The 20620-nt window shown below is 67.4% G+C and carries 15 protein-coding genes; 2 read left to right on the top strand and 13 right to left on the bottom strand.

The window, feature by feature from the left end; genetic code table 11:
- Positions 1 to 345 precede the first annotated feature (345 nt).
- The 13 genes from Y887_RS00470 to Y887_RS00410 all read right to left on the bottom strand — a co-directional run bounded on the left by Y887_RS00470 (position 346) and on the right by Y887_RS00410 (position 17898).
- Positions 346 to 642, bottom strand: a complete 297-nt coding sequence (locus Y887_RS00470; RefSeq protein ID WP_046962474.1) for a flagellar basal body rod protein FlgC — start codon at positions 640 to 642, stop codon at positions 346 to 348.
- A 230-nt stretch (positions 643 to 872) separates the two neighbouring features.
- Complete coding sequence (locus Y887_RS00465; protein WP_245879460.1) at positions 873 to 2426, bottom strand: DUF5597 domain-containing protein; 1554 nt, start codon at positions 2424 to 2426, stop codon at positions 873 to 875.
- Between the two features lie 83 nt (positions 2427 to 2509).
- The gene (locus Y887_RS00460) at positions 2510 to 4855 is read right to left on the bottom strand and encodes a S9 family peptidase (protein ID WP_046962472.1); all 2346 of its coding nucleotides are present in this window, start codon (positions 4853 to 4855) and stop codon (positions 2510 to 2512) included.
- Positions 4845 to 6431, bottom strand: coding sequence for an APC family permease (locus Y887_RS00455; protein WP_046962471.1), 1587 nt, complete (start codon positions 6429 to 6431; stop codon positions 4845 to 4847). The genes Y887_RS00460 and Y887_RS00455 overlap by 11 nt, the downstream gene beginning before the upstream one ends.
- Positions 6432 to 6497: 66 nt before the next feature.
- Entirely contained in the window at positions 6498 to 8369 is a 1872-nt protein-coding gene (locus Y887_RS00450) for a DUF885 domain-containing protein (protein WP_046962470.1), read from the bottom strand.
- Complete coding sequence (locus tag Y887_RS00445; RefSeq protein WP_046962469.1) at positions 8366 to 10183, bottom strand: DUF885 domain-containing protein; 1818 nt, start codon at positions 10181 to 10183, stop codon at positions 8366 to 8368. The genes Y887_RS00450 and Y887_RS00445 overlap by 4 nt, the downstream gene beginning before the upstream one ends.
- Before the next feature lie 115 nt (positions 10184 to 10298).
- Complete coding sequence (locus Y887_RS00440; RefSeq protein ID WP_046962468.1) at positions 10299 to 11498, bottom strand: M24 family metallopeptidase; 1200 nt, start codon at positions 11496 to 11498, stop codon at positions 10299 to 10301.
- Positions 11495 to 13090, bottom strand: a complete 1596-nt coding sequence (locus Y887_RS00435; RefSeq protein WP_046962467.1) for an aldehyde dehydrogenase family protein — start codon at positions 13088 to 13090, stop codon at positions 11495 to 11497. The genes Y887_RS00440 and Y887_RS00435 overlap by 4 nt, the downstream gene beginning before the upstream one ends.
- A gap of 190 nt (positions 13091 to 13280) precedes the next feature.
- Positions 13281 to 14189, bottom strand: a complete 909-nt coding sequence (locus Y887_RS00430; protein ID WP_046962466.1) for a dihydrodipicolinate synthase family protein — start codon at positions 14187 to 14189, stop codon at positions 13281 to 13283.
- A complete protein-coding gene (locus Y887_RS00425) occupies positions 14186 to 15499 on the bottom strand; it encodes an NAD(P)/FAD-dependent oxidoreductase (RefSeq protein ID WP_046962465.1) in 1314 nt (437 codons plus the stop codon). The genes Y887_RS00430 and Y887_RS00425 overlap by 4 nt, the downstream gene beginning before the upstream one ends.
- Positions 15492 to 15737, bottom strand: a complete 246-nt coding sequence (locus tag Y887_RS00420) for a 2Fe-2S iron-sulfur cluster-binding protein (RefSeq protein WP_046962464.1) — start codon at positions 15735 to 15737, stop codon at positions 15492 to 15494. The genes Y887_RS00425 and Y887_RS00420 overlap by 8 nt, the downstream gene beginning before the upstream one ends.
- Positions 15734 to 16960 carry an NAD(P)/FAD-dependent oxidoreductase gene (locus Y887_RS00415; protein ID WP_084725885.1) on the bottom strand — a complete coding sequence of 409 codons (1227 nt, stop codon included), beginning with the start codon at positions 16958 to 16960 and terminating at the stop codon, positions 15734 to 15736. Before Y887_RS00415 ends, Y887_RS00420 begins: the two co-directional genes overlap by 4 nt.
- Positions 16960 to 17898 (bottom strand): proline racemase family protein, encoded by a 939-nt coding sequence (locus Y887_RS00410; protein WP_046962463.1) that lies wholly within the window; start codon positions 17896 to 17898, stop codon positions 16960 to 16962. The genes Y887_RS00415 and Y887_RS00410 overlap by 1 nt, the downstream gene beginning before the upstream one ends.
- A gap of 159 nt (positions 17899 to 18057) precedes the next feature.
- On the opposite strand from Y887_RS00410, the gene Y887_RS00405 reads away from it, so the two are divergent.
- Together Y887_RS00405 and ftsY are read left to right on the top strand one after the other, a co-directional pair.
- Complete coding sequence (locus tag Y887_RS00405; RefSeq protein ID WP_084725884.1) at positions 18058 to 18774, top strand: AraC family transcriptional regulator; 717 nt, start codon at positions 18058 to 18060, stop codon at positions 18772 to 18774.
- A gap of 184 nt (positions 18775 to 18958) precedes the next feature.
- Positions 18959 to 20578, top strand: a complete 1620-nt coding sequence (gene ftsY / locus Y887_RS00400) for a signal recognition particle-docking protein FtsY (RefSeq protein WP_046962462.1) — start codon at positions 18959 to 18961, stop codon at positions 20576 to 20578.
- Positions 20579 to 20620: the final 42 nt, after the last annotated feature.

The raw sequence follows: 20620 nt of genomic DNA, 5'->3' as shown, positions 1-20620 counted from the left end.
GGGCCCTGCAGCCAAGCTGCCGAGCGAGTGACGTTTAGCCGTTCAGAAGAGCCTAACAAGGACGTACTTGCAGCGTGTCCCACGAGGGTGGGCGGGCAAGGACGCTGCAGCCAAGCTGCAGATCATCCGCTGTACAAGTGATCTATCCGCACTGTCGAATCACTCAGCAACACAACCGAAATGTCGAGTCGTTTGTCGATATTGGCAGGAGCAGCAGCCATCATTCTGCCGACTCCAGGACATGCGGTTTGCATCTAGCTCCAAGCATCGCCGGGTGCGGCATCAGGCTGACGGGCATGCACCCGATGCACTAGACGACAGCAGGCCTTCGCCCAATCCAGGCTCTCAGGTCAACACGTCCAACAAGCTGCCCAGCATCTCGTCGGAGCGCCGCAGCGCAGTGGCGTTGGCCTGGAAATCGTTGCGTGCCGAAAGCCCTTCGACCAGATCAGTGGCCGGCGCAGAAGGATCGGAGGCGGCATCGACCACACTGGCCCCCACGCCACCATTGGCCTGCGTGCTGGCCGCGACAAACTGACGTGGGCTGCCGTCCACCGGCTGACGAGCCACATTGCTGGCGGCCACCTGCTGACGCAGCGCGGCGACCTGCATTCCGGAACTGGCGATGCTGTTGATGCTCATGGTGGCTCCGGCACAAAAACTAAGAAATAACCGATGACGTTTGTTTACAGACCAATCAACACAAGCGTTGCAGGCAATCGCGCCGCGCTGCTGTCGTTCTTTCCCAACCGATGCGCGCGGTAAGCGTTTCTCACGGGGCAGAGAACGGCGGACAGGAATTGCAATCCACGTGCCCCACGTACCGATTCAGGCCACGCCCGCTTTCGGCTACCTAGTCGCTTCAAGCACGCTCAATACGTCCCCACCCGCACACGCAATACCACGGGCACCTCGCCAGCTGCATCCACCCGCCCGAAGTTGAGCCCGTAGTCGGTCTGGTCGCCGTTGAGCTGTCTTTCCACCTGCCAGCGCCCGTCGACATACCGCCCCTGCTCCACCCGCAACAGTTGTCCATGACGGGTATCGGCCGCCTCGCGGAAAAATTCAATGCGCGCGGCCATGCCGGTGACCAGGAACTCGTCCGGCCCCAGCTGGGCCACCAGCAGCCGGCCGGCGTGGTCGTCGTTGCCGGGCAGGATGGCCGGCGCATCGCCCCACATCGGCGCACCGAACGACACCTTGGCCTGCCAGTCGCCAAAGCGCAGGGTGCGCTGCGGCATGCCGGGCTGCTCGGCAATCCCCTGCAGGCGGCCATCGAAGGCGGCCTGTGCCAGCACGCGCTGCAGCGGCGCCAGCAGCTTGAAGTTGGCGGCATGCGCAGCGATCGCGTCGCGGTTGGCCTGGCTGTCCTGGTTGCCATCCATGCCGAACACCGAGAAACCGATCCCGCCCTGCCCCAGCACATGGAACAGGTAGGGTGCCGTCGCCGCCTCGAAGCCGGTCTCCGAGACCCAGGCCGGGTTGTCCGGCCGTGCGTACTGGCCGATGACCTTGGTGTATTCGTTGTAGTCGCTGGTGTAGATGTCGGTGCCGATGAAGTCGATCGACGGCGTGGCTGCGCGCCACAGCGCGAACATGTTCACCGTCGCACCGCCGGACGGATAATCCAGGCCCGGATAGCGCTTGCCCTTGTAGCGCAGCCAGGTGTTGACGTAGAGCGGCAGCGGGTACACGCGCTTGCCGGCGGCGGCCACCTGTTCGATATACGCCGCCGTCGCATGCGCATTGAAGGCTTCTGCCGCCTCGGCACCGAACAGCTGCTGCCAGCTGCCCTGCGGTTTGCCCAGTTTTTGCGCGATCGCGGCAGGCACCGGTTGCGCGAACGCCGCCTCGCCGGCCGGGCCATGGTCGCGCACCGTGCCGATCGCGCCAGGCTCGTTTTCCACCTGTACCAGGATCACCGTGTGGCGCTCGCCATCGACCTTGCGCAGGTGCTGCATCAATGCGGTGAACGCACGCGCATCGGCCTGCACGTTGGCGGCCACATGCGGCGACAACACATCCACCGGCTCGCCATTGGCATCGCGCATGCGCGGGTAGGTGGCCTCATCGCGCTTGATCCACTCCGGCACGTAATGCATCTGGCCGTTCTTCCAGCTGCCGAACCACAGCAAGGCCACGCGCAGTCCGCGCTTGCGTGCGCCGGCGATCAACGCATCCACATTGGTGGTGTCGAAGCGGCCCGGGGTCGGCTCGAACTGCTCCCAGTACACCGGCGCTTCCATGGTGTTGGCATGCAGCGCGACCACCTCGTCCAATGCCTGCGGCAATACCGCCGGCCACGCGCTGGAGTTGTGCAACTGCGCGGCCAGGATCGTGTACGGCGCCCCATCGACAAAGACCGCATGGCGGCCGTTCTGGCTGACCAAGCGCGGCATTTCTTCTGCGCACGCTGCCGCTGCCATCGCCGCCGTCAGCACCGACAGCGCGCACAGACAGACGACCGCGCGGCAACGCCGGCGCAAGGCGGATAAACGGGCAAGCAGCATCAGTGAGCCTCCGGGGCGGATGAATTCCAATGCGGCGTGGGCTGCCCGAGCAGGTGGCGCACGAAGAAGTCGTACTGGCGGCGTTGTATGTAGTCGATCGGCCCGCTGGAGCGGCCTACCGAATGCTCGCCGCCCGGCACGTTGAGCAGGTCGAAGTCCTTGCCGGCCTTGACCAGGGCGTCCACCACCTGCGCGGTGGATGCCGGGTCCACGTTGCTGTCCTGCTCGCCGACGATCAACAGCAGGTCACCCTGCAATTTGCTCGCATTGACCACGCCCGAGGCAGCGGCATAGCTGGCATCCACCGGCCAGCCCATCCACTGCTCGTTCCAGCTGATCTTGTCCATGCGGTTGTCGTAGCACCCGGCAAACGCCACGCCTACCTTGTAGAAGTCCGGGTGACGTTCCAGTGCGCCCAAGGTGCTCTGCCCGCCAGCCGACGCGCCGTAGATGCCGACGCGGCTGATGTCGTAGGACGGGTCCTGTGCCGCCAGGGCGCGATGCCAGGCAATACGATCGGGGAATCCGGAATCGCCCAGGTTCTTCCACGCCACGTCATGAAAGGCCTTGGAGCGGTTGGCGGTGCCCATGCCGTCGATCATCACCACGATGAAGCCCAGATCCGCCTGCGCCTGCATGCCGATCTGCTTGTCGCCGCCGGAGTGGTAGCCGAACGGCCAGAACGTCTTGGGCACAAAGGAGTCGTGCGGCCCGGCGTAGATGTTTTCGATCACCGGGTAGGTCTTGCGTGGGTCGTAGTCGCGCGGCCGCACCACCATGCCCCAGATGTCGGTGCTGCCGTCGCGGCCCTTGGCGACGAAGGTTTCCGGCGCACGCCAGCCTGCAGCAAGCAAGCGATCGATATTGCCGCGCTCCACCTGCTGCAACAGCCGGCCATCGATGGCATGCAGCTCCATCACCGGCGGCAGATCCGGGCGCGAGTAGACGTCGACGTAATGCCGCCCATCGTCTGCAATGGCTACATCGTGATCGGCATCGGCGGTGGTCAATCGCGTCAGGTTCCGCCCATCGAAATCCACGCTGTAGAGCTGGCGGTCATACGGGTCCCTGCCCGCATCCATGCCGCTGGCGGTGAACCAGATGCGGCGCAGTGCATCGTCGACCTTCAGCACATCGCGCACCACCCAGGGCCCGCGGGTGAGTTGGCGCCTGGGCTTGCCGCTGCGTCCATCGAACAGATACAGATGCCGCCAGCCGTCGCGCTCGGAGATCCACACAATCTCGTTGCCATGCGCGTCCACATCGTGACGAAAGCTGCGGTCGGCATACACGAAGGTGCGGGCGTCTTCGGCCACGGCCACATGCGCACGCCCGCTGCGGGCATCCACTGCAATCACGCGCATGTGCTGAAAGCCGCGTTGCACATACTCAAAGCTCACGCTGCGCCCATCTGCCCGCCATTGCAGCGGCGACAACGAGTACGGGGTGGCAAACAAGGCGTTGTCCACCACCCGCCGCGTGCCATCCACCGCCAGCAGCACCGGCCGTTCCACATCCACCGCATCGCCCGGCTTGGGATACAGCTGGGTGTGCACGAGCGGCTGAAGACGTCCGGCCGGCGCAGCCTCCACGCGGGTGACGCGGCGCGCAGTGCCCGGCCGCACCCGATACACCGCCAGCGCCTGCGAATCGGGCGACCAGGCAATGCTTTCCGGATCGAAGTAATCCTCGGCGCGGCCATCGTCGGTGCGCTGCACGAGTCGGCCATCGGCCACCCGGCGCACGATCAGGTTCCAGCCATCGGCCAGCGCTTCCCATTGCCCATCGGGGGAGCGGCGCGGGATGGTGTCGGCCGCCACATCCGGGTCGCGCACCACGCCAAAGCCGCGCGGTCGCTGCTGCCCCTGCGGCTGCCGGTCGGTGGCATCGGGTGCGCATTGATAGGTGATCAAGCTGCAGCGCCAGGGTGCGTCTTCGATGGCGAACACGATCGCGCCGTCTTGGCGACCGCCTTCCTGCGAATACGTAAACCGCTCGAACGGCAACGCCAGCGCCGCATAGGCGGTGCCGGTGGCGGCCTGCAGCGCCTGCGCCACACGCGCCTGGTCGAAGGCCGGTTGCTTGTGCAGCGTGGCCACGTCCGCGCGCACGAAGGCGAAACCACCGGGCACGGTCTTGCGGTAATAGAACGTGCCGTCGTCCTGCCATTGCGCCGGCCAGGCGACGTTTTCGGTCAGCGTGCTCCAGTGCGCGCGCAGGCCGAGCGAACGCTGGTAATCGGCGACCCCGGGCGCCGCATGCGCAGTGGCGGCAAGCAGCATCCAGGCGGCCATCGCGCGCGAGACCTGCACTGCCCATGCAACACAGCGTGCGTCATTCGCCATCGTCTTCTTCCAGCGCCAGTTCGTCGCTACGCAGGCCGCTGCGTGCGCCCCAGTGATAGATGAAGAACGCAATCACCGCCACGCTCAGGGTATCGAACGGATGCGCGATCCAGCCGTGGCCGCCGAACGTGCCGGCCCAGGACACCGCCATCACCAGCACGAAGAACACGATCAACCACAGCGATGCGCGCACCTGGCGCAGCAAGCGTGCCCTGCCCTGGCGCGATGGCAGGCGATACAGCACATACAGCACGAACGCGACCACCTGCAGGCCGAGCAACCACGACAAGGTGGGCCAGGTCGACCAGTAGACGATCAAGGCGGCGACAATGAACGACAGCGGCCCCAGCACGGCAAGGCCACGAACGCGGAACGGCCGCGGCAAGTCCGGCGCACTGCGGCGCAACGCCGCCACCGTCACCGGTGCCACTGCGTAACTCAGCACCAGGGCGGCCGACACCACGCCGATCAAGGTCTCCCACGAGGGGAACGGCAGCGTCCAGAAGATCGACAGGCCCAGGCTCAGCCACAACGCCGGACGCGGGATCCCCGACGCCGGGTCCACCCGCGTCAGTACCGGCAAGAATCCTCCGCTGCGCGCCCAGCCATACACCACGCGCGGGGTGGCATTCATGTAGATATTGCCGGTGCCGCTGGGCGAGACCATCGCGTCGCAGATCACCAGCGCCGCCAGCCACGCCATGCCCAACGCCAGCGCGATGTCGTGATACGGCAACGAAAATGCCTTGTCGATACCGCCCCAGCCCTGCGCCAGTTGCGCCGCCGGGATGCTGCCCAGAAAAGCGAGTTGCAGCAGCACGTAGATCACCGTGGACAGCGCCACCGACAGGATCAGGGCAATGGGAATATTGCGCTGCGGGTCGCGCACTTCGCTCGCCACCGACACGATGGGAGTCAGCCCCAGGTACGCAAAGATGATGCCGCCGGCGGAGATCGCCGCTTCCACCCCGGCCATGCCCGACGGCGCGAAACCATGCACGCTCAGGTTGCCTGCATTGAAGTGCTTCATCAGCAGCACGATCACCAGGATCGGCACCAGAAACTTGAAGATGCTGACGATGTTGTTGGCCAGCGCGAAGGTCTTGACGCTGAAGTAGTTCAGCACGAAGAACAGCAGCAGCAAGGCCAGTTGCACCAACCAGCCCCACACGCTGGGATGGCTGCTGCCCGGCTGACTCAGCCACGGGAACCACGCCGCCGCATATTGCCGCGCGGCTTCCACTTCGATCGCGATCAGACTGGAGAACGCGATCAAGGTGATGAAGCCGGTCAACGCCCCCAGCAAGCTACCGTGCGAATACTCCGGGTAACGCACCACCCCGCCGGCGCGCGGCAATGCGGCGCCGAGCTCGCAATACACCAGCCCCAACAGCAACACCGCAATGCCGCCGAGTATCCACGACAGGATGCCGGCCGGGCCGGCGATCGAGGACACATGGCTTGCGGAAAACAACCAGCCCGAGCCGAAGATGGAACCCAGGCCGATGAAGGTCAGGTCGGTCAGGCTCAGTCGCTTGTGGAACTTGCCTTGCGTGGTCGCACCGTGTGTGGTCATTGGTCGCCCCGAAGCGTGGATAGCGCGGTTGGTGTTGCGAAGAACATCGGCAGGTGCTGTCGTGGATCAGTCGCTGGCAGAGGCCTTGGCCTCTGCTGCTGACCCGGCACCCTCTTCGGCGGCATACGGCGACACGCCACCATCGGCAATGAAGCGGTCGATACGCGCTTCCAGCACCGGCAGCGGCACCGAGCCGGTCTGCAGCACCGCATCGTGGAAATGGCGCAGATCGAATCTTTCGCCCAACGCCGCTTCGGCCTTGCGGCGCAGCTCCAGAATCTTCAACTCGCCCAGGTAATACGACAGCGCCTGCCCGGGCCAGGCGATATAGCGGTCCACCTCGGTGGTGACTTCGTGCTCGCTCAAGGCGGTGTTGTCGCGCAGGTACGCTTGCGCCTGCTCGCGCGTCCAGCCCTTGTGGTGGATCCCGGTGTCGATCACCAGCCGGCAGGCGCGCCACATCTGGTAGGTGAGATAGCCGAAGCGATCATAGGGCGTGTCGTACATGCCCATTTCCTGGCCCAGGTACTCCGAATACAGCGCCCAGCCTTCGCCGTAGGCGGAAATGAAGCTATAGCGGCGAAACTCCGGCAGCCCCTGCGCTTCTGCCGCCAGCGGCATCTGCAGCGCATGGCCGGGCGAGGACTCGTGCAACGTCAACGCGGTCAGGTTGTACAACGGCCGCGACGGCAGGTTGTAGGTATTGACCAGGTAGATGCCCGGACCGCCGCGGCCACCGGTGTAGAACGGCGCCAACTCCGGTGGCACCGGCTTGATCGCGAAACGGCGGCGCGGCAGCCGGCCGATGTAATCGCCCACCTTGGCATCCACCTGCTTGGCGATCCACGCGGCTTGTTTGAGCAGGTCCTCCGGCGTCTTGGCATAGAACTGCGGGTCGGTCCGCAGAAAGTGCAGGAACGCCGGAAACACCGCCTGTCCGGCCGGCGGCTTGAAGCCGCTCTCGGCGATGGTGGCATCCATCTGCTTGCGCAGCTTGGCGACTTCTTCCAGGCCGATCTGATGGATCTGGTCCGGGCTCAACTCCAGCGTGGTGAACTCGCGGATCTGCGCGCGGTAGTAGGCCTTGCCATCGGGCAAGGCCTCACCGGCAAGCGTGGGCCGTGCCCGTGGCTGGTACTCGGTGCGGATGAAGTCCAGCAATCGTGCATAGGCGGGCACCACCTGCGCATCGATGGTTTGCAGCGCCTGCGCACGCAACTGCGCCTGTACCTGGGCCGGCAGCGTGGCAGGCATCGTCTTGAACGGCGCGTAGAACGGATTGGCCTGCCCCTTGGCCTGCGCCACGTCGGCGATGGACACATCGCGCCCGGTCAGCGTGACCTTGGGTTGGCTGAATCCCCGCGCCAGACCGGCACGCATGTTCTCGGTGTGCTCGGCGAAGTAACGCGGGATATCGGCCAGCATCTTCAGATAGCGCTGGTAGTCCTCGCGCGTGCGCAGGGTGGCCTGCGCGCTGAAGCCCAGGTCGCTCCAGAACGCAGAGTCGCTGTTGAACGGCATTTCCCAGGCACGAAAGCGTTGCTGATCCAGCAGCACCTGCAGCTGCTGCCGGTACACCTGGTAGCTCACCTGCTCCTCGGCCGACAACTGCGCTGCAGGAATCGCATCCAGCTCGGCCAACGCCGTCTGCCAGTACGCGGTGCGCTGGTTTTGCGTGGCCACATCCACCTTGGGCAGATGATCGGCCTGCTGCTCCTGCGTGGCCTGATTGTCTTCGTCCACCGCGCCGGAGAGTTGCGCCTGGCGCCAGCGCCATTCGCGCGTGTACAGCGCCTTGAAGCGTGCCGCCGCACTGTCCTGCGTGCTTGCTGCAGGTGCGGGTGCTGCGGCCTGTGCCTGCGACACGGTGCCGCCCAGAGTGGCTGCAATCAATACGCTCAATGCGCTCGCGCGCCAGACGCTGCTGGTGGTCTTCATCCGCGTGCCTCCGGCGCTGCCTTGGCCTGCGCAATGCACTGCCGCACGCGCTGCTGCAACATCGCCAACGGCATTGCGCCGCCACCGAGCACCGCATCGTGGAAGGCGCGTACCTCGAAGCGGTCGCCGAGTTCTTTCTCCGCTTCGGCACGCAGCGCCAGGATCTGCAGCTGTCCGAGCTTGTAACCCAGCGCCTGCCCCGGCCATACGATGTAGCGATCGGTTTCGGACTGGATGCTGGGCTCGTCGTCGGACGGATGGGCGTGGAAAAAGTCCACCATCTGCTGGCGATTCCAGCGCTTGTAATGCACCCCGGTATCGAGCACCAGGCGGTTGGCGCGCAGCAACTCGCCGGACAGCCGGCCGTAGTCGTTGTACGGGTCCTTGAAGAAACCGATCTCCTTGCCCAGGCGTTCGGCGTACAGCGCCCAGCCTTCGATATAGGCGTTATAGGCGGCCTGCTGGCGGAACGGCGGTAATGGCAGCGTCTGGGCAAGCGAGATCTGCAGGTGATGACCGGGCACGCCTTCGTGATAGGCGGTGGTTTCGATATTGACCAGCGTACGGCTGGCATAGTCGCTGGTGTTGACCTTCACGATGGCCGGCTTGGTGCCTTCCGGATTGCTTTGCCAGTATTCGGCCCCGGGCGCAGCACGCCGGAACGCCGGCATCGCCTGCACTTCCAGTGGCGTCTTCGGCAAATGACCGAACAGCTTGGGTAACTCCGGCTCCATCGCGGCGATGTACTGGCGGTACTGCTGCAGGATCTGTTCGCCGGAGCTGGCGAAGTGGCGCTTGTCGGTGTCCACCGCCTTGCGGAAGCTGGCCAGGTCTGCAAAGCCCTGCGCCTTGGCGATCACCGCCATCTCGCCTTCGATACGCGCCACTTCCTGCAGGCCGATCTGATGGATCTGCTCAGGTGCCATGTCGGTGGTGGTCTGGGTATGGATGGCGTAGCGATAGCGGCGCTCGCCATCGGGCAGCGACCACACGCCTTCCTGCGCGCGCCCTTGCGCGGCGTATTCGTCGCGCACGAACGCGGCCAGCTTGGCGTAGGCCGGACGCACCTGTTGCTCGATCGCGGCGAGCAGTTGTTGACGCAACGCGTCGCGCTGATCGGCCGGCACGGCGGCATCGAGCTTTTTCAGCGGCGAGGCGAACGGGCTTTGCTCGCCGGTCAACGCAGCGATCTTGTCGATCTGCTCGGGCAGGCGCTCCAGCAGATACCGCGGCTGCACCAGTCCTTCCTTCGCGCCCTGCCGCGACACCGCGATCACCTGATCGATCACCGCCGGGATCGCCTGCAGGCGCTTGATGTAGTCCTGATAATCCTTGGCGTTCTCGAACGGAAACGCATCGCCGTAACCGGCCAGCCCCAGCTGGATGCCGCCGATCGGCTCCAGCGGCATCGCATAGGTCTTCAGGTCGATGCCTTCGAGCTTGTCGCGCAGCTGGCCGAGCATCATCTGCAGGCTGAGCTGGCGTTGCTCGTCCAGCGTCTTGCTGTCGATCGCTTCGAATTGCGTGAGCAGCTCGGCGGTGGCGCTGCGGTCGGCCTGTACGGCCTCCAGCGAGTAATCGCTCCAGCGGTCGTTATAGCGCTTGTCGCCGATGATGCTGGCGAACTCGGGGTTGTGCTGCAGCTGGTATTGCCACTGTTTGTCCAGCAGCGCATCGAAGGCGGTGGCGGCCTGTTCGCCGGTCGGTGCGGAGGTGGCCGCAACCGCCGTTTCCGTCGCCGGCGACGCCGGCTTGCAGGCAGTGAACAAGGCGGCAGCCAGCAGGCCGATGGCGACAGGACGCAGGTGGTTCATGCAGTTGCTCCAAGATGCAGTGGCGGCTGTAGGAGCGCGCCTGAGCGCGACGGCGTTATCGGCAATGCCCGTCGCGCCCGGGTGCGCTCCTACGGATCGGTGAGCCTATCCGGGCTCAGGCAAACGGTTGGTCGATCGCCGGCGACGGCGGCGTAAACCACTGCGCGCCGGTCTCGGTGACATGAAAGTGGTCTTCCAGGCGCACCCCGAACGCACCGGGCACCACGATCATCGGCTCGTTGCTGGCACACATGCCCGGCCGCAGCGGCTGCGCATTGCCGCGCACCAGATACGGCGCTTCATGGATCGCCAGGCCGCAGCCATGGCCGGTGCGATGCGGCAAGCCCGGCAAGCGATAGTCGGGGCCGAGTCCGGCTGCCTCCAGCACCGTGCGTGCGGCCTGGTCCACGGCCTCGCAGGCCACGCCCGGGCGGATCGCTGCAAACGCCGCTGCCTGCGCGGCCTGCTCCAGGTCCCAGATGCGCCGTTGCGCATCGCTGGGCGTTCCGTAACTCCAGGTGCGGGTGATATCGGAGTGGTAGCCCTGCACGGTGCAACCGGTGTCGATCAGCACCAGCTCGCCTTCGCGCAGCTGCTGCACGCCGGGAATGCCGTGCGGAAATGCGGTGGCATGGCCGAATTGTACGATGCAGAAGGTCGAGCCGTTGTCCGCGCCCAGCGCGCGATGCGCCTGATCGATGAAGCGCACCAGCTGATCGGTGCCGATCCCCTCGTGCGCGATGCCGGCGGCCAGCCGCTGCACCAGCAAGGTCATGTCGCAGGCCTGCTGCATCAGCGCCAGTTCGGCCGGCGACTTGCACATGCGGCAGCCATCGATGATGGCGCCGGCATCGCGGATGGCCGTGCCCAGATGCGCACGCAGGCCGGTATGTACGGCGAAGGCGATGCCCGGGTCCAATGCCAGCGCGTGCGCATGGCGATCGTCCATCGCCTGCACCGCCAGTGCGTAGGGGTCTTCGTGTTCTTCCCACAGATATTTCGCGACCGGAACCTGCAGTACCGCATCCAGCGAGCCTTCCTCGAACGCCGGGCAGAGCAGCACCGGATCGCCCTGCAGGGTCAGCAACGCGGCGACCAGCCGCTCGCTGGCCCCCCACGGCACGCCGGTGAAATACCGCAGCGAGGTGCCGGCGCCGATCAACAACGCATCCACGCCGTGCGCGCGCATCAGCTCACGTGCGCGTTCGATGCGCTGCGCGTACTCGGCCGCGGCGATCGGCGCGGCCCGCTGCGCCCACGGCGCCAGTTGCGCATGCGCCTGTTCCAGCGACAGGCCACCGATCTGCGCGCTCATGTGCCCGCTCCAAGATCGGCCGTACTCCACTGCCCATCGACCAGCCGCGCGACGCCGCCTGGATTGCGCTGGCGCAGTTCCGGCGGCAGCAAGGCATCGGGCACGGCGTCGTAGCTGTGCAGGGCGGCGAAGCGGCGGATCGCGCCCGGCATGCCCACCGCAGTGAATCCCGGATGTCCGGTGCTCGGGAACGGGCCACCGTGGTTTTGCGCCGCGCTCACCGCCACGCCCGTCGGCATCTTGCTGTTGATCAAGCGCCCCACCCGCGCCCGCAGCACCGGCGCGATGGCCTGCCAGGCCGCATCGTCGCTGCCATCGACAGCGCGATACAAGGTGCCGGTGAGGTTGCCCTCGAATGCAGCGGCGATTTGCGTCATCTGCGCGATATCGCGCGCGCGCACCAGCAGGCTCACCGGGCCGAAGGCCTCGGCCTGCAGCGCATGCGGACTGGCGAGGAAGGCCTGCCCATCCACGCTCAACAAGGTCGGCGCGTAGCGATAGCCGTCTTCGCCGGTATGCCCGCCGGCAAGCAGCGCGGCGCCGGCAGCGCGCAGCGCTGCCACACCGTGTTGCACGCCTTCCACGCCTGCGCTGGAAAACAGCACCATCGGCATGGCGGCTTCGAAGTGCGCCGTGGTCGCGGCCACGAACGCATCGCCTGCCGCGCCGTGCGGCACCACCACCACGCCGGGATTGGTGCAGAACTGGCCGCTGCCCAGGGTGCACGAGGCAAAAAATTCCTGCGCCAGGGCATCGCCGCGCTCGGCCAGCGCGCCCGGCAACAGGAACACCGGGTTGACGCTCGAAAGCTCGGCATAGAACGGTACGCCAGCCGCATCGGCAGCGGCCTTCAACGCCAGCCCGCCCGCGCGGCTACCGGTAAACCCGATCGCGCCCAGGCGCGCATCGCCGGCCAGCCGCACGCCGACGGCGTTGTCGAAGTGATACAGCAACTGCACCGCCGCTGCCGGCGGGCCCGCCGCAAGCAAGGCTGTGTGCGCGAGCTGCGCCATGCGCTGGCTGGTGGCCGGATGCAGCGGATGCGCCTTGGCGATCACCGGGTTGCGCGCGGCAATGGCCGAGGCGAAATCGCTGCCGGCGATCGCATTGAACGCAAACGGGAAATTATTGGGGCCAAACACCAGCACCGGTTTGCCCAGTGGCGCCAGATGCGAGCGCAGATCGGCGGCGCTGTCGATGATGGGGGTGGTCCAGCTGTAGCTGCGCACCGCGTTTGCGGCCTGGCGCAACTGGCCGCTGGTGCGCGGCAGCTCGTTGCCGCGCAGGCGCGTGGGCGCCGGCAATGCGGTTTCTGCATGCGCGAGTGCGACCAGGGTGTCGGCATCGGCATCCAGCGCATCGGCGTACGCGTCCAGAAACGCGGCAATGCGCTCGACCGGTGCGGCAGCCAGCTCGGCGGCGACCGCTTGCGCGGCAGTGAGCGCGGTTTCGATGTCGTCGGCACTGCTGACCGGAAACAGCGGCCCGATCGCCTCGCCCGTCGCCGGGTTGGCGGCGCGGAAACTGCCCGTCGCAGCATGGCTGGGCTGCCATTGGCCGGCCAGCAGGATGGGTTGGATCGTCTCGTTCATTGCGGCACCTTCATTGCATGGAATCGACCTGTGCGCAGCGTGCGGCAGCGGCCGACCAAGGGGCCGATGCGGATGCCGCATCAAACGCGACATCTGCATCGATCAGCGCACGTCGCTGCGCACACGGCGACGTGGTTGCGCGACACGCTGACAGATCGGCGTGTGGCGCAGCGTCATGGTGCCTGCGTGATCAGGACAACGTAGGCGCGGTGGCAATCGCATGGTCGATCACCTTGAGCGCAGCCTCGCGCTCGGCGCCGGCCACCACCAGCCGCGGTGCGCGCACATGCTCGCTGCCTAGGCCGACCTTTGCCTGCACCAGTTTGATCAGCTGCACGAAGGTGGGCACGGTATCCAGGCGCAGCAGCGGCAGGAACCAGTTGTACAACTCCTTGGCGGCCGGGTACCCGCCGTCGCGTGCCAGCTCGAACAGCCGCACCGATTCGGCGGGATAGGCGTTGACCAGGCCGGCGATCCAGCCCTTGGCGCCCATGCTCAGGCCTTCGACGATGGCATCGTCCATGCCGACCAGCAGCGCCAGCCGATCGCCCAGCAATTCCTGCAGCGCGGCGAAGCGGCGCACGTCGCCGGAGGATTCCTTCACTGCCTGCAGGTTGGGGAATTCGGCCGCCAGCTCGGCGATCTGGGCCGGGCCGAAATCGGTCTTGTAGGCGACCGGGTTGTTGTACAGGATCACCGGCAGATCGGTCGCGCCGATCACCGCGCGCACATGCGCGCCCATCTCGCGCCAGTCGGTGGAGTAGACGTAGGGCGGCAGCACCATCAAGCCGCCGCATCCGATCTCCTTGGCGGCCTTGGCCAGCGCCACCGCTTCGCCGGTCGCCAGGCTGGCGATGCCCGGCACCACCGGCACGCGGCCGTTCAAGGCAGTGACCAGGGTGCGCAGGATCGCCAGCTTGTCGTCCACGCTCAGGGTGGCCGCTTCGCCCAACGAGCCCAGCGGCACGATCGCGGTGCAGCCGGCATCCACCAGCTGGTTGGCGTGCTTGCCGAGGAAGTCGTGATCGATCTCACCGGAGGCGGTGAACGGGGTGGTGATGGCCGGCAACACGCCGTGCCAGAACGTAGCGATGCTCATGGATGATTCCCTTGCGAGTCGGAAGTGAACGAGTCGGCCAGCGCCGCGAGGCGGACCGGGAACAACGGCGGCCGGCGGCCGGCGTCGGTGGAAAGAGCGGGCGGGCAACGGCCAAGTTCGGCCAGTGCGCTGCCGCAGATGCGGCCCTGACAGGCGCCCATGCCGCAGCGCGAGGCCAGCTTGGCGTCGCGTGCATCGTCAAACGCGTCCAGCGCGCCCAGCGGCACGTCTTCGCAGCGGCAGACCAGCGTGTCCGGTTGCGCCAGCGCGCGGATGCGCGGATGCAGTGCGAACTGCTGTTGCAGCAACTGCGCGAACGCGCGAACGGCACGCCGACGCGGCTGCAGCCGCGTTGCATGCTCGGGTGCGCCGGCGGCCATATGCCCGGCCATCGCACCTTCGACCAGCGCACAATCGCGCCCGCCGATGCCGCAGGCTTCGCCGGCCGCGAAGATCTGCACGACACTGGTGCGCAGCAACGCATCGACCTGGATCTGCCGATGCGCGCCGCACGGGTCCAACTGGCACCCCAGCAGCTGCGCCAGCTCGGTGTTGGGCACCAGGCCGTAGCCCACGGCGAGCTGGTCGCACGCCACGCGGGTAAGGCCATCGGGTCCGTCGAGCTCCACCTCGCGCAGTTGCGTATTGCCATGGGCGGCCACCACCACGCTGCCGGCGCGATAGGCAACGCGATGCAACTGCAAGCGCAGCGCCGCCGCCTGCGCGGCCTTGCCCGGCCAGCGCCACAACTGCGCAGCGAAGGCGCGCAACGCTGCTGCGCTGGTCTGCTCGTGGATGCCCAGCACCTGCGCGCCATGTCGCTGCAAGGTGGCCGCACTGGCCAGCAGCAACGGCCCGCTGCCGGCGACCAGCACGCGCTTGCCGCGCAACGGCCAACCTTGTTTGGCCAGCGCCTGCGCCGCGCCTGCGCCGGTGACGCCGGGCAAGGTCCAGCCCGGAAACGGCAACAGCAATTCGCGCGCGCCGGTGGCCAGCACCAGCGCGGCGTAATGCAATTGCAGCGCGCCATCCGGGCCATCGGCCAAGAGCCAGCCCGACTGCGCCAGCAGGATCTGCGTGCCGGTCAACAGGCGGATCGCGGCATTGCCCTGCACCTGCCGCAGCAGCGCGCGCGCATCGGCCGGCGCACCGTGGTGCACGTCGCTGCGCCACACCTGCCCGCCCGCACGCGGCTGCATGTCCACCACGCCCACGCGCGCGCCATGGCCGGCGGCCGCCTGCGCCGCCGCCAGACCGGCCGGTCCGGCACCGATCACCAGCACATCGAAATGCAGCACGCGCTCAGCCATCGGTGCGCACCTGCATGCCCTCGTGCGCATCCACCAGGCAGGCGCGTTGCTGCGCAATACCGTCGATGCGGACGCGGCATTCAAAACACACGCCCATGCCGCATAACGGCGACCGCGGCTGGCCACTGCTGGACTGGCGAAACTGCAGCGTCGCCTGCGCCACCGCGGCGGCCACGCTGGCGCCGGCCGGCACGTCCACCGGCTGCGCATCCACGTACAGGCGAACCATGGCGCTCATGCCGCAGCCCCCTGCATGGCGCGCGCCGGCGCATACGGCGCCGGGTCGATGGCCGGCGTGCGCCCGAGCAGGCTGTCCACGATCACCCGTGCGCTCCCCAGCGCCGTGGTGACCCCCAGCCCTTCATGCCCCGCTGCCACCCACACGTCGGCCCGGCCGGGCACCGCCCCGAGATACGGGCGCCCGTCCGGGGTGGCCGGACGCAGACCCGTCCATACCCGGATCGCCTGCAGCTCGCGCAACACCGGCAGATACGCAAATGCCCGCTGCAACATCCGCTGCAGCACCGGCATCGACAGCGCGCGATCGTGTTCGCCGAACTGGCGCGAGGAGCCGATCAGGATCTGCCCGGTCGGCCGCGGCTGCACATTGAAGGCCACGCTGGTGTCGTCGGCGCCATGCGCCGAATCGGCATAGCCCAGCTCCAGCAGTTGATGCCGGATCAAGCCCGGATGCCGGTCGGTGATGACCAGATGGCCCTTGCGCGGGCGCAACGCCAGCTCGGGCAGCAACCCCGGCAAGGCGACACCGCTGGCGACCAGCACCGGCCCGGACAGCAGCTGGCCATCGTCCAGGCACACGCCCCGGGTTTGCAGCTGCGTCACCCGACGGCCGGCAAACAGCTGCGTACCGGCCTTGCAGGCCAGGCTCACCAGGTGCCGCGCCACCCGCGGCGGATACACCACCGCCTCGTCGGGCACCCGCATGCCGCCGGCCAGCCCGGCCACCAGCTGCGGTTCCAGGGCATACAGCTGCTGCGCATCGATGGCTTCTGCGTGCAGGTCGGCCGCCGCCAGCCGCGCGATCTTGGCCGGCACCGCTGCCAGTTCGCGCGCATCGCGTGCCACCCACAGCGTGCCGCAGCGACTGAATTCGGCCTCGCTCAATTGCGCGAAGCGCTCCCACAAGCGCAGCGAATACGCCGATAACGCCAGCTCGGCCGGGTCGTCGTCCATCGCCACCAGATGCCCCATCGCCGCGGCGGTCGAACCGCCGCCGATCGGTCCCGGCTCGATGATCGCCACGCGCAGGCCCTCGCCTGCCGCGGCTTCGGCACAGGCCGCGCCGACGATGCCGGCGCCGATCACGATCAGGTCGTAGCTGCGCCGCGTGGAGGCGGCAGATGGTGTCGCCTCCGCGCTGGCAGCGCGATGCGATGCAGCCGCCGCAGAACCGCTCGACGGCGCAGCCAACGCATCCGGGGCGGGCGGCGACGCCTGCATCAGGCCACGATGCCCCAGGCGAACGGATCGGCCGGATCGACGATCAGCTGCGAGCGCGCGGTGATGTACGCCTGCCCGCTGATGCGTGGCGCGATGCCGCGGCCGCTCAGGCGATAACTGCCCTCGAACGCGCTGCCCAGAATGCCTTGCTGCACCCAGCGCTCGCCTTCGCCCAGCTTGCCGTCCGCGGCCAGGCAGGCCAGCTTGGCGCTGGTGCCGGTGCCGCAGGGCGAGCGATCGTACGCCAGCCCGGGGCATAGCACGAAGTTGCGCGCCACGCCGCTGCCGTCGGGGGCGGCGCCATTGACTTCGATATGGTCGATTTCACCGCCGGCCTCGCCGGTGATGCCGGCCGCTTCCAGCGCCAGCCGGATCGCTTCGGTATAGGCAGTGAGCTCGCGCTGATGCGCCAGGTCGAGCGGGCACGGCGCCTGCTCGGTGATGAAAAACCAGTTGCCGCCCCAGGCCACATCGCCGCGCACCCGGCCATGGCCCGGCACGTCCACTTCCACAGCGGCGGCCGCGCGGTAACTCTCGACGTTGTCCACCGACACCGTGCCATCGTCGGCCAGTTCCACTCCAACGGTGCCCACCGGGGTTTCGATACGGTGCTGGCCAGGCGCGATGCGCCCCAGCTCGGCCAGCGTGCGCACCACGCCGATGGTGCCGTGCCCGCACATGCCCAGGTAGCCGACGTTATTGAAGAAGATCACCCCGGTGCAGGCGGCAGGGTCGCGCGCCGGCAGCAGCAAGGCGCCGACCATGGTGTCCGAGCCGCGCGGTTCGCAGGCGACTGCGCTGCGCCAGTGGTCGAAGTCCTGCCGGAAGCGTTCGCGGCACTGCGCCAGGTCGCCATCGCCCAGATCGGGGAAACCGGCCAGGACCACGCGGGTAGGTTCGCCGGCCGTATGAGAGTCGATGACGTCGATGGTGTGCATGGCTCATGCTCCCATTGCCGGCCGCGGACGACTAGCGTTCAATGCGAAGTGAAAATGCGGAAATCTGCACAATCGCCGACCCGCTTCACAGCCGCGCGTTTACGCTAGGATCAAGCCTGGGTTGCACCACCGTGCAGCCGTCAAATCGTGACCTCTACCATGACCCTGATGGACCTCAACCTTCCCGCACTGGAAATGCAGACGCTGTTCGATGCACTGCCGGACGTGGTGTTCTTCATCAAGGACAGCGAGGGCCGCTACACCCATTGCAACCTCACCCTGGTGCGCCGGCTCGGGCGCAAGCTGCGCAGCGAGATCATCGGCCGCTCGCCGCTGGAAGTATTTCCGTTGCCGCTGGGCGGCAGCTACATGATGCAGGACCGTCGCGTGCTGCAGGGCGAGCTCATCGACAACCAGCTGGAGGTGCATCTGTATCCCAACCGCTTGCCGGGCTGGTGCCTGACCTTCAAACGCCCGCTGTGCGAGGCGGACGAGGTGATCGGCGTGGTGGGTATCTCGCGCGATCTGGGCCAGCCCGATAGCCGGCATTCGGCGTATGAGCGGCTGAGCCAGGTCATGGACCACATGCAGTCCAACTTCGGCGACAACCTGCGCGTGCAGGCGCTGGCCGATCTGGCCGGGCTCTCGGTCGCGCAGCTGGAGCGGCACTTCCGTCGCGTGTTCCAGGTCACCCCGCAGCAACTGCTGACCAAGCTGCGCATCGAGTCGGCCATGCGCCTGCTGTACGGCGACGACAGCATCGCCAGCATCGGCCAGCGCTGCGGGTTCGCCGACCAGAGCGCGTTTGCCCGCCAGTTCAAGGCCACCGTCGGCATGACCCCGCGCGATTACCGTGCGCTCAAGGGTCAGCTGTGAAGCGCTGGTTGCAGGCTGCGATCGGAGCCTGACACATAGCTGGCACAAATGCCGAATTCGGCAGGATTGGCAGCGCCGTCGCAGTGCGTTCGGGTCGCCTTGGATCAGTACGGCGCTGAAGGACGCGTCAAGGTGGGCCGAGACCCGGATGGTAGAATTCCGGGTTTCCCCTACTGCGTTGCCAATGGCCAGTTTTTTCCGCCGCAACAAGCCCACCGCGCCCGACAGCTCGCGCACCTCGCGCTATAGCCTGGAAGAACTGGCAGCCGCATTCCCCACCGCACCCTCGGCCGCCACGCCCGCAGCGCCGGTCGAGGCCATGCCGCCTGCGCAGCCCGGCACAGTGCCTGCCGCAGCGCCGCCCATCACGCCTGCCCCGGCAGCAGAAACTACCGCGCCGGCGGCACCGGCCGATGCGCTTGCACGCGACATTGCAGCCCGCACCGGCCAGGCGCAGAGCATCGCCGCGGTGCCGAGTGCGCCCCCCACACCCACACCTGCCGCACCGTCTGCGTTGCAGGCATTGCCGGACCCGGCCCAGGCTGCCCCACCCACCGCGCCGACCCCGGTGGTGGTGGCGCCTGTCGTAGTGCAGCCTCAAAGCGGGCCGAGCGCGCCTGTCGCTCCCCCCGCACAACCTGCAACGCCATCGCAGGCGACCCCGCCGTCGGTGTCGGCACCGGTGATTGCCGCGCCGGTCGCCGCACCGCCGGCGGTGGTGCCGCCTGCCGCAACGCCGACCGCGTCCACTCCGCCCGCCGCAGTCCCTGCCGCAAGCGCGACACCGACCGTGACCGCACCGGTCAGCGTCGGCCACCCGACGCCTGCGACGCAGGACACCGACAGCATCGTCGGCCAGCACGACGCGCTGCCTGCCGCACCGGCCGGCAAACCGGGCTGGCGCGAGCGGCTGCGCAACAGCACCTTCGCACGCAGCTTCGGCGGCCTGTTTTCGCGTAACCCCAAGCTCGACGACGATCTGCTCGACGAAATCGAAACCGCGCTGATCACCGCCGACGTCGGCATCGGCGCCACCACCGCCTTGATCGAAGGCCTGCGCAAGCGCATGAGGTCGCGCGAATTCGTCGACGCACAGGCCATGTTCAAGGCCCTGCGCAGCGACCTCATCGCGTTGTTGCAGCCGGTGTCGAAACCGCTGGTGATCGACCGCTCGCTCAAGCCGTTCGTGGTGCTCACCGTCGGCGTCAACGGCGTCGGCAAGACCACCACCATCGGCAAGCTGGCCAAGCGCTTCAAGGATGAGGGCAATAGCCTGATGCTGGCCGCCGGCGACACCTTCCGCGCCGCCGCCGTGGCGCAGCTGCAGGCCTGGGGCGATCGCAATGGCGTGGCGGTGATCGCGCAAGGGCAGAACGCCGATGCCGCCTCGGTGGCGTTCGACGCCTTGCAGGCCGCCAAGGCGCGCGGCACCGACGTGTTGATCGCCGACACCGCCGGCCGCCTGCATACCCAGACCGGGCTGATGAACGAGCTGGGCAAGATCCGCCGCGTGCTCGGCAAGATCGATGCTGCCGCACCGCACGAGGTACTGATGGTCATCGACGGCACCACCGGCCAGAACGCCATCTCGCAGCTGCGCCAGTTCCATGCTGCGGTGGGCGTCACCGGCCTGGTGGTGACCAAGCTCGATGGCACCGCCAAGGGCGGCGTGGTGTTCGCACTGGCCCGCGAGTTCAATATCCCGATCCGGTTTGCCGGCATCGGCGAACGCCCGGAAGATCTGCGCGTGTTCGACCCGGTCGCCTTCGTCGACGCCTTGCTGCCGGAAGCCTTGGGCAGCTGAGTGGCTGACGCCTGCCCGCACCTGCAGTCCCTGTCAGCAAGC

The sequence above is a fragment of the Xanthomonas pisi DSM 18956 genome, from assembly GCF_001010415.1.
Classification (GTDB): Bacteria; Pseudomonadota; Gammaproteobacteria; order Xanthomonadales; family Xanthomonadaceae; genus Xanthomonas; species Xanthomonas pisi.
Note: the sequence above shows the minus strand (reverse complement) of the source record. Positions and strands in the feature narration are given on the sequence as shown.

What these genes read in the sequence shown, in the direction of transcription:
- Y887_RS00470 (WP_046962474.1), bottom strand. Translation starts at nt 642, where the DNA reads ATGAGCATCAACAGCATCGCCAGTTCCGGAATGCAGGTCGCCGCGCTG.
- Y887_RS00465 (WP_245879460.1), bottom strand. Translation starts at nt 2,426, where the DNA reads ATGGCAGCGGCAGCGTGCGCAGAAGAAATGCCGCGCTTGGTCAGCCAG.
- Y887_RS00460 (WP_046962472.1), bottom strand. Translation starts at nt 4,855, where the DNA reads ATGGCGAATGACGCACGCTGTGTTGCATGGGCAGTGCAGGTCTCGCGC.
- Y887_RS00455 (WP_046962471.1), bottom strand. Translation starts at nt 6,431, where the DNA reads ATGACCACACACGGTGCGACCACGCAAGGCAAGTTCCACAAGCGACTG.
- Y887_RS00450 (WP_046962470.1), bottom strand. Translation starts at nt 8,369, where the DNA reads ATGAAGACCACCAGCAGCGTCTGGCGCGCGAGCGCATTGAGCGTATTG.
- Y887_RS00445 (WP_046962469.1), bottom strand. Translation starts at nt 10,183, where the DNA reads ATGAACCACCTGCGTCCTGTCGCCATCGGCCTGCTGGCTGCCGCCTTG.
- Y887_RS00440 (WP_046962468.1), bottom strand. Translation starts at nt 11,498, where the DNA reads ATGAGCGCGCAGATCGGTGGCCTGTCGCTGGAACAGGCGCATGCGCAA.
- Y887_RS00435 (WP_046962467.1), bottom strand. Translation starts at nt 13,090, where the DNA reads ATGAACGAGACGATCCAACCCATCCTGCTGGCCGGCCAATGGCAGCCC.
- Y887_RS00430 (WP_046962466.1), bottom strand. Translation starts at nt 14,189, where the DNA reads ATGAGCATCGCTACGTTCTGGCACGGCGTGTTGCCGGCCATCACCACC.
- Y887_RS00425 (WP_046962465.1), bottom strand. Translation starts at nt 15,499, where the DNA reads ATGGCTGAGCGCGTGCTGCATTTCGATGTGCTGGTGATCGGTGCCGGA.
- Y887_RS00420 (WP_046962464.1), bottom strand. Translation starts at nt 15,737, where the DNA reads ATGAGCGCCATGGTTCGCCTGTACGTGGATGCGCAGCCGGTGGACGTG.
- Y887_RS00415 (WP_084725885.1), bottom strand. Translation starts at nt 16,960, where the DNA reads ATGCAGGCGTCGCCGCCCGCCCCGGATGCGTTGGCTGCGCCGTCGAGC.
- Y887_RS00410 (WP_046962463.1), bottom strand. Translation starts at nt 17,898, where the DNA reads ATGCACACCATCGACGTCATCGACTCTCATACGGCCGGCGAACCTACC.
- Y887_RS00405 (WP_084725884.1), top strand. Translation starts at nt 18,058, where the DNA reads ATGACCCTGATGGACCTCAACCTTCCCGCACTGGAAATGCAGACGCTG.
- ftsY (WP_046962462.1), top strand. Translation starts at nt 18,959, where the DNA reads ATGGCCAGTTTTTTCCGCCGCAACAAGCCCACCGCGCCCGACAGCTCG.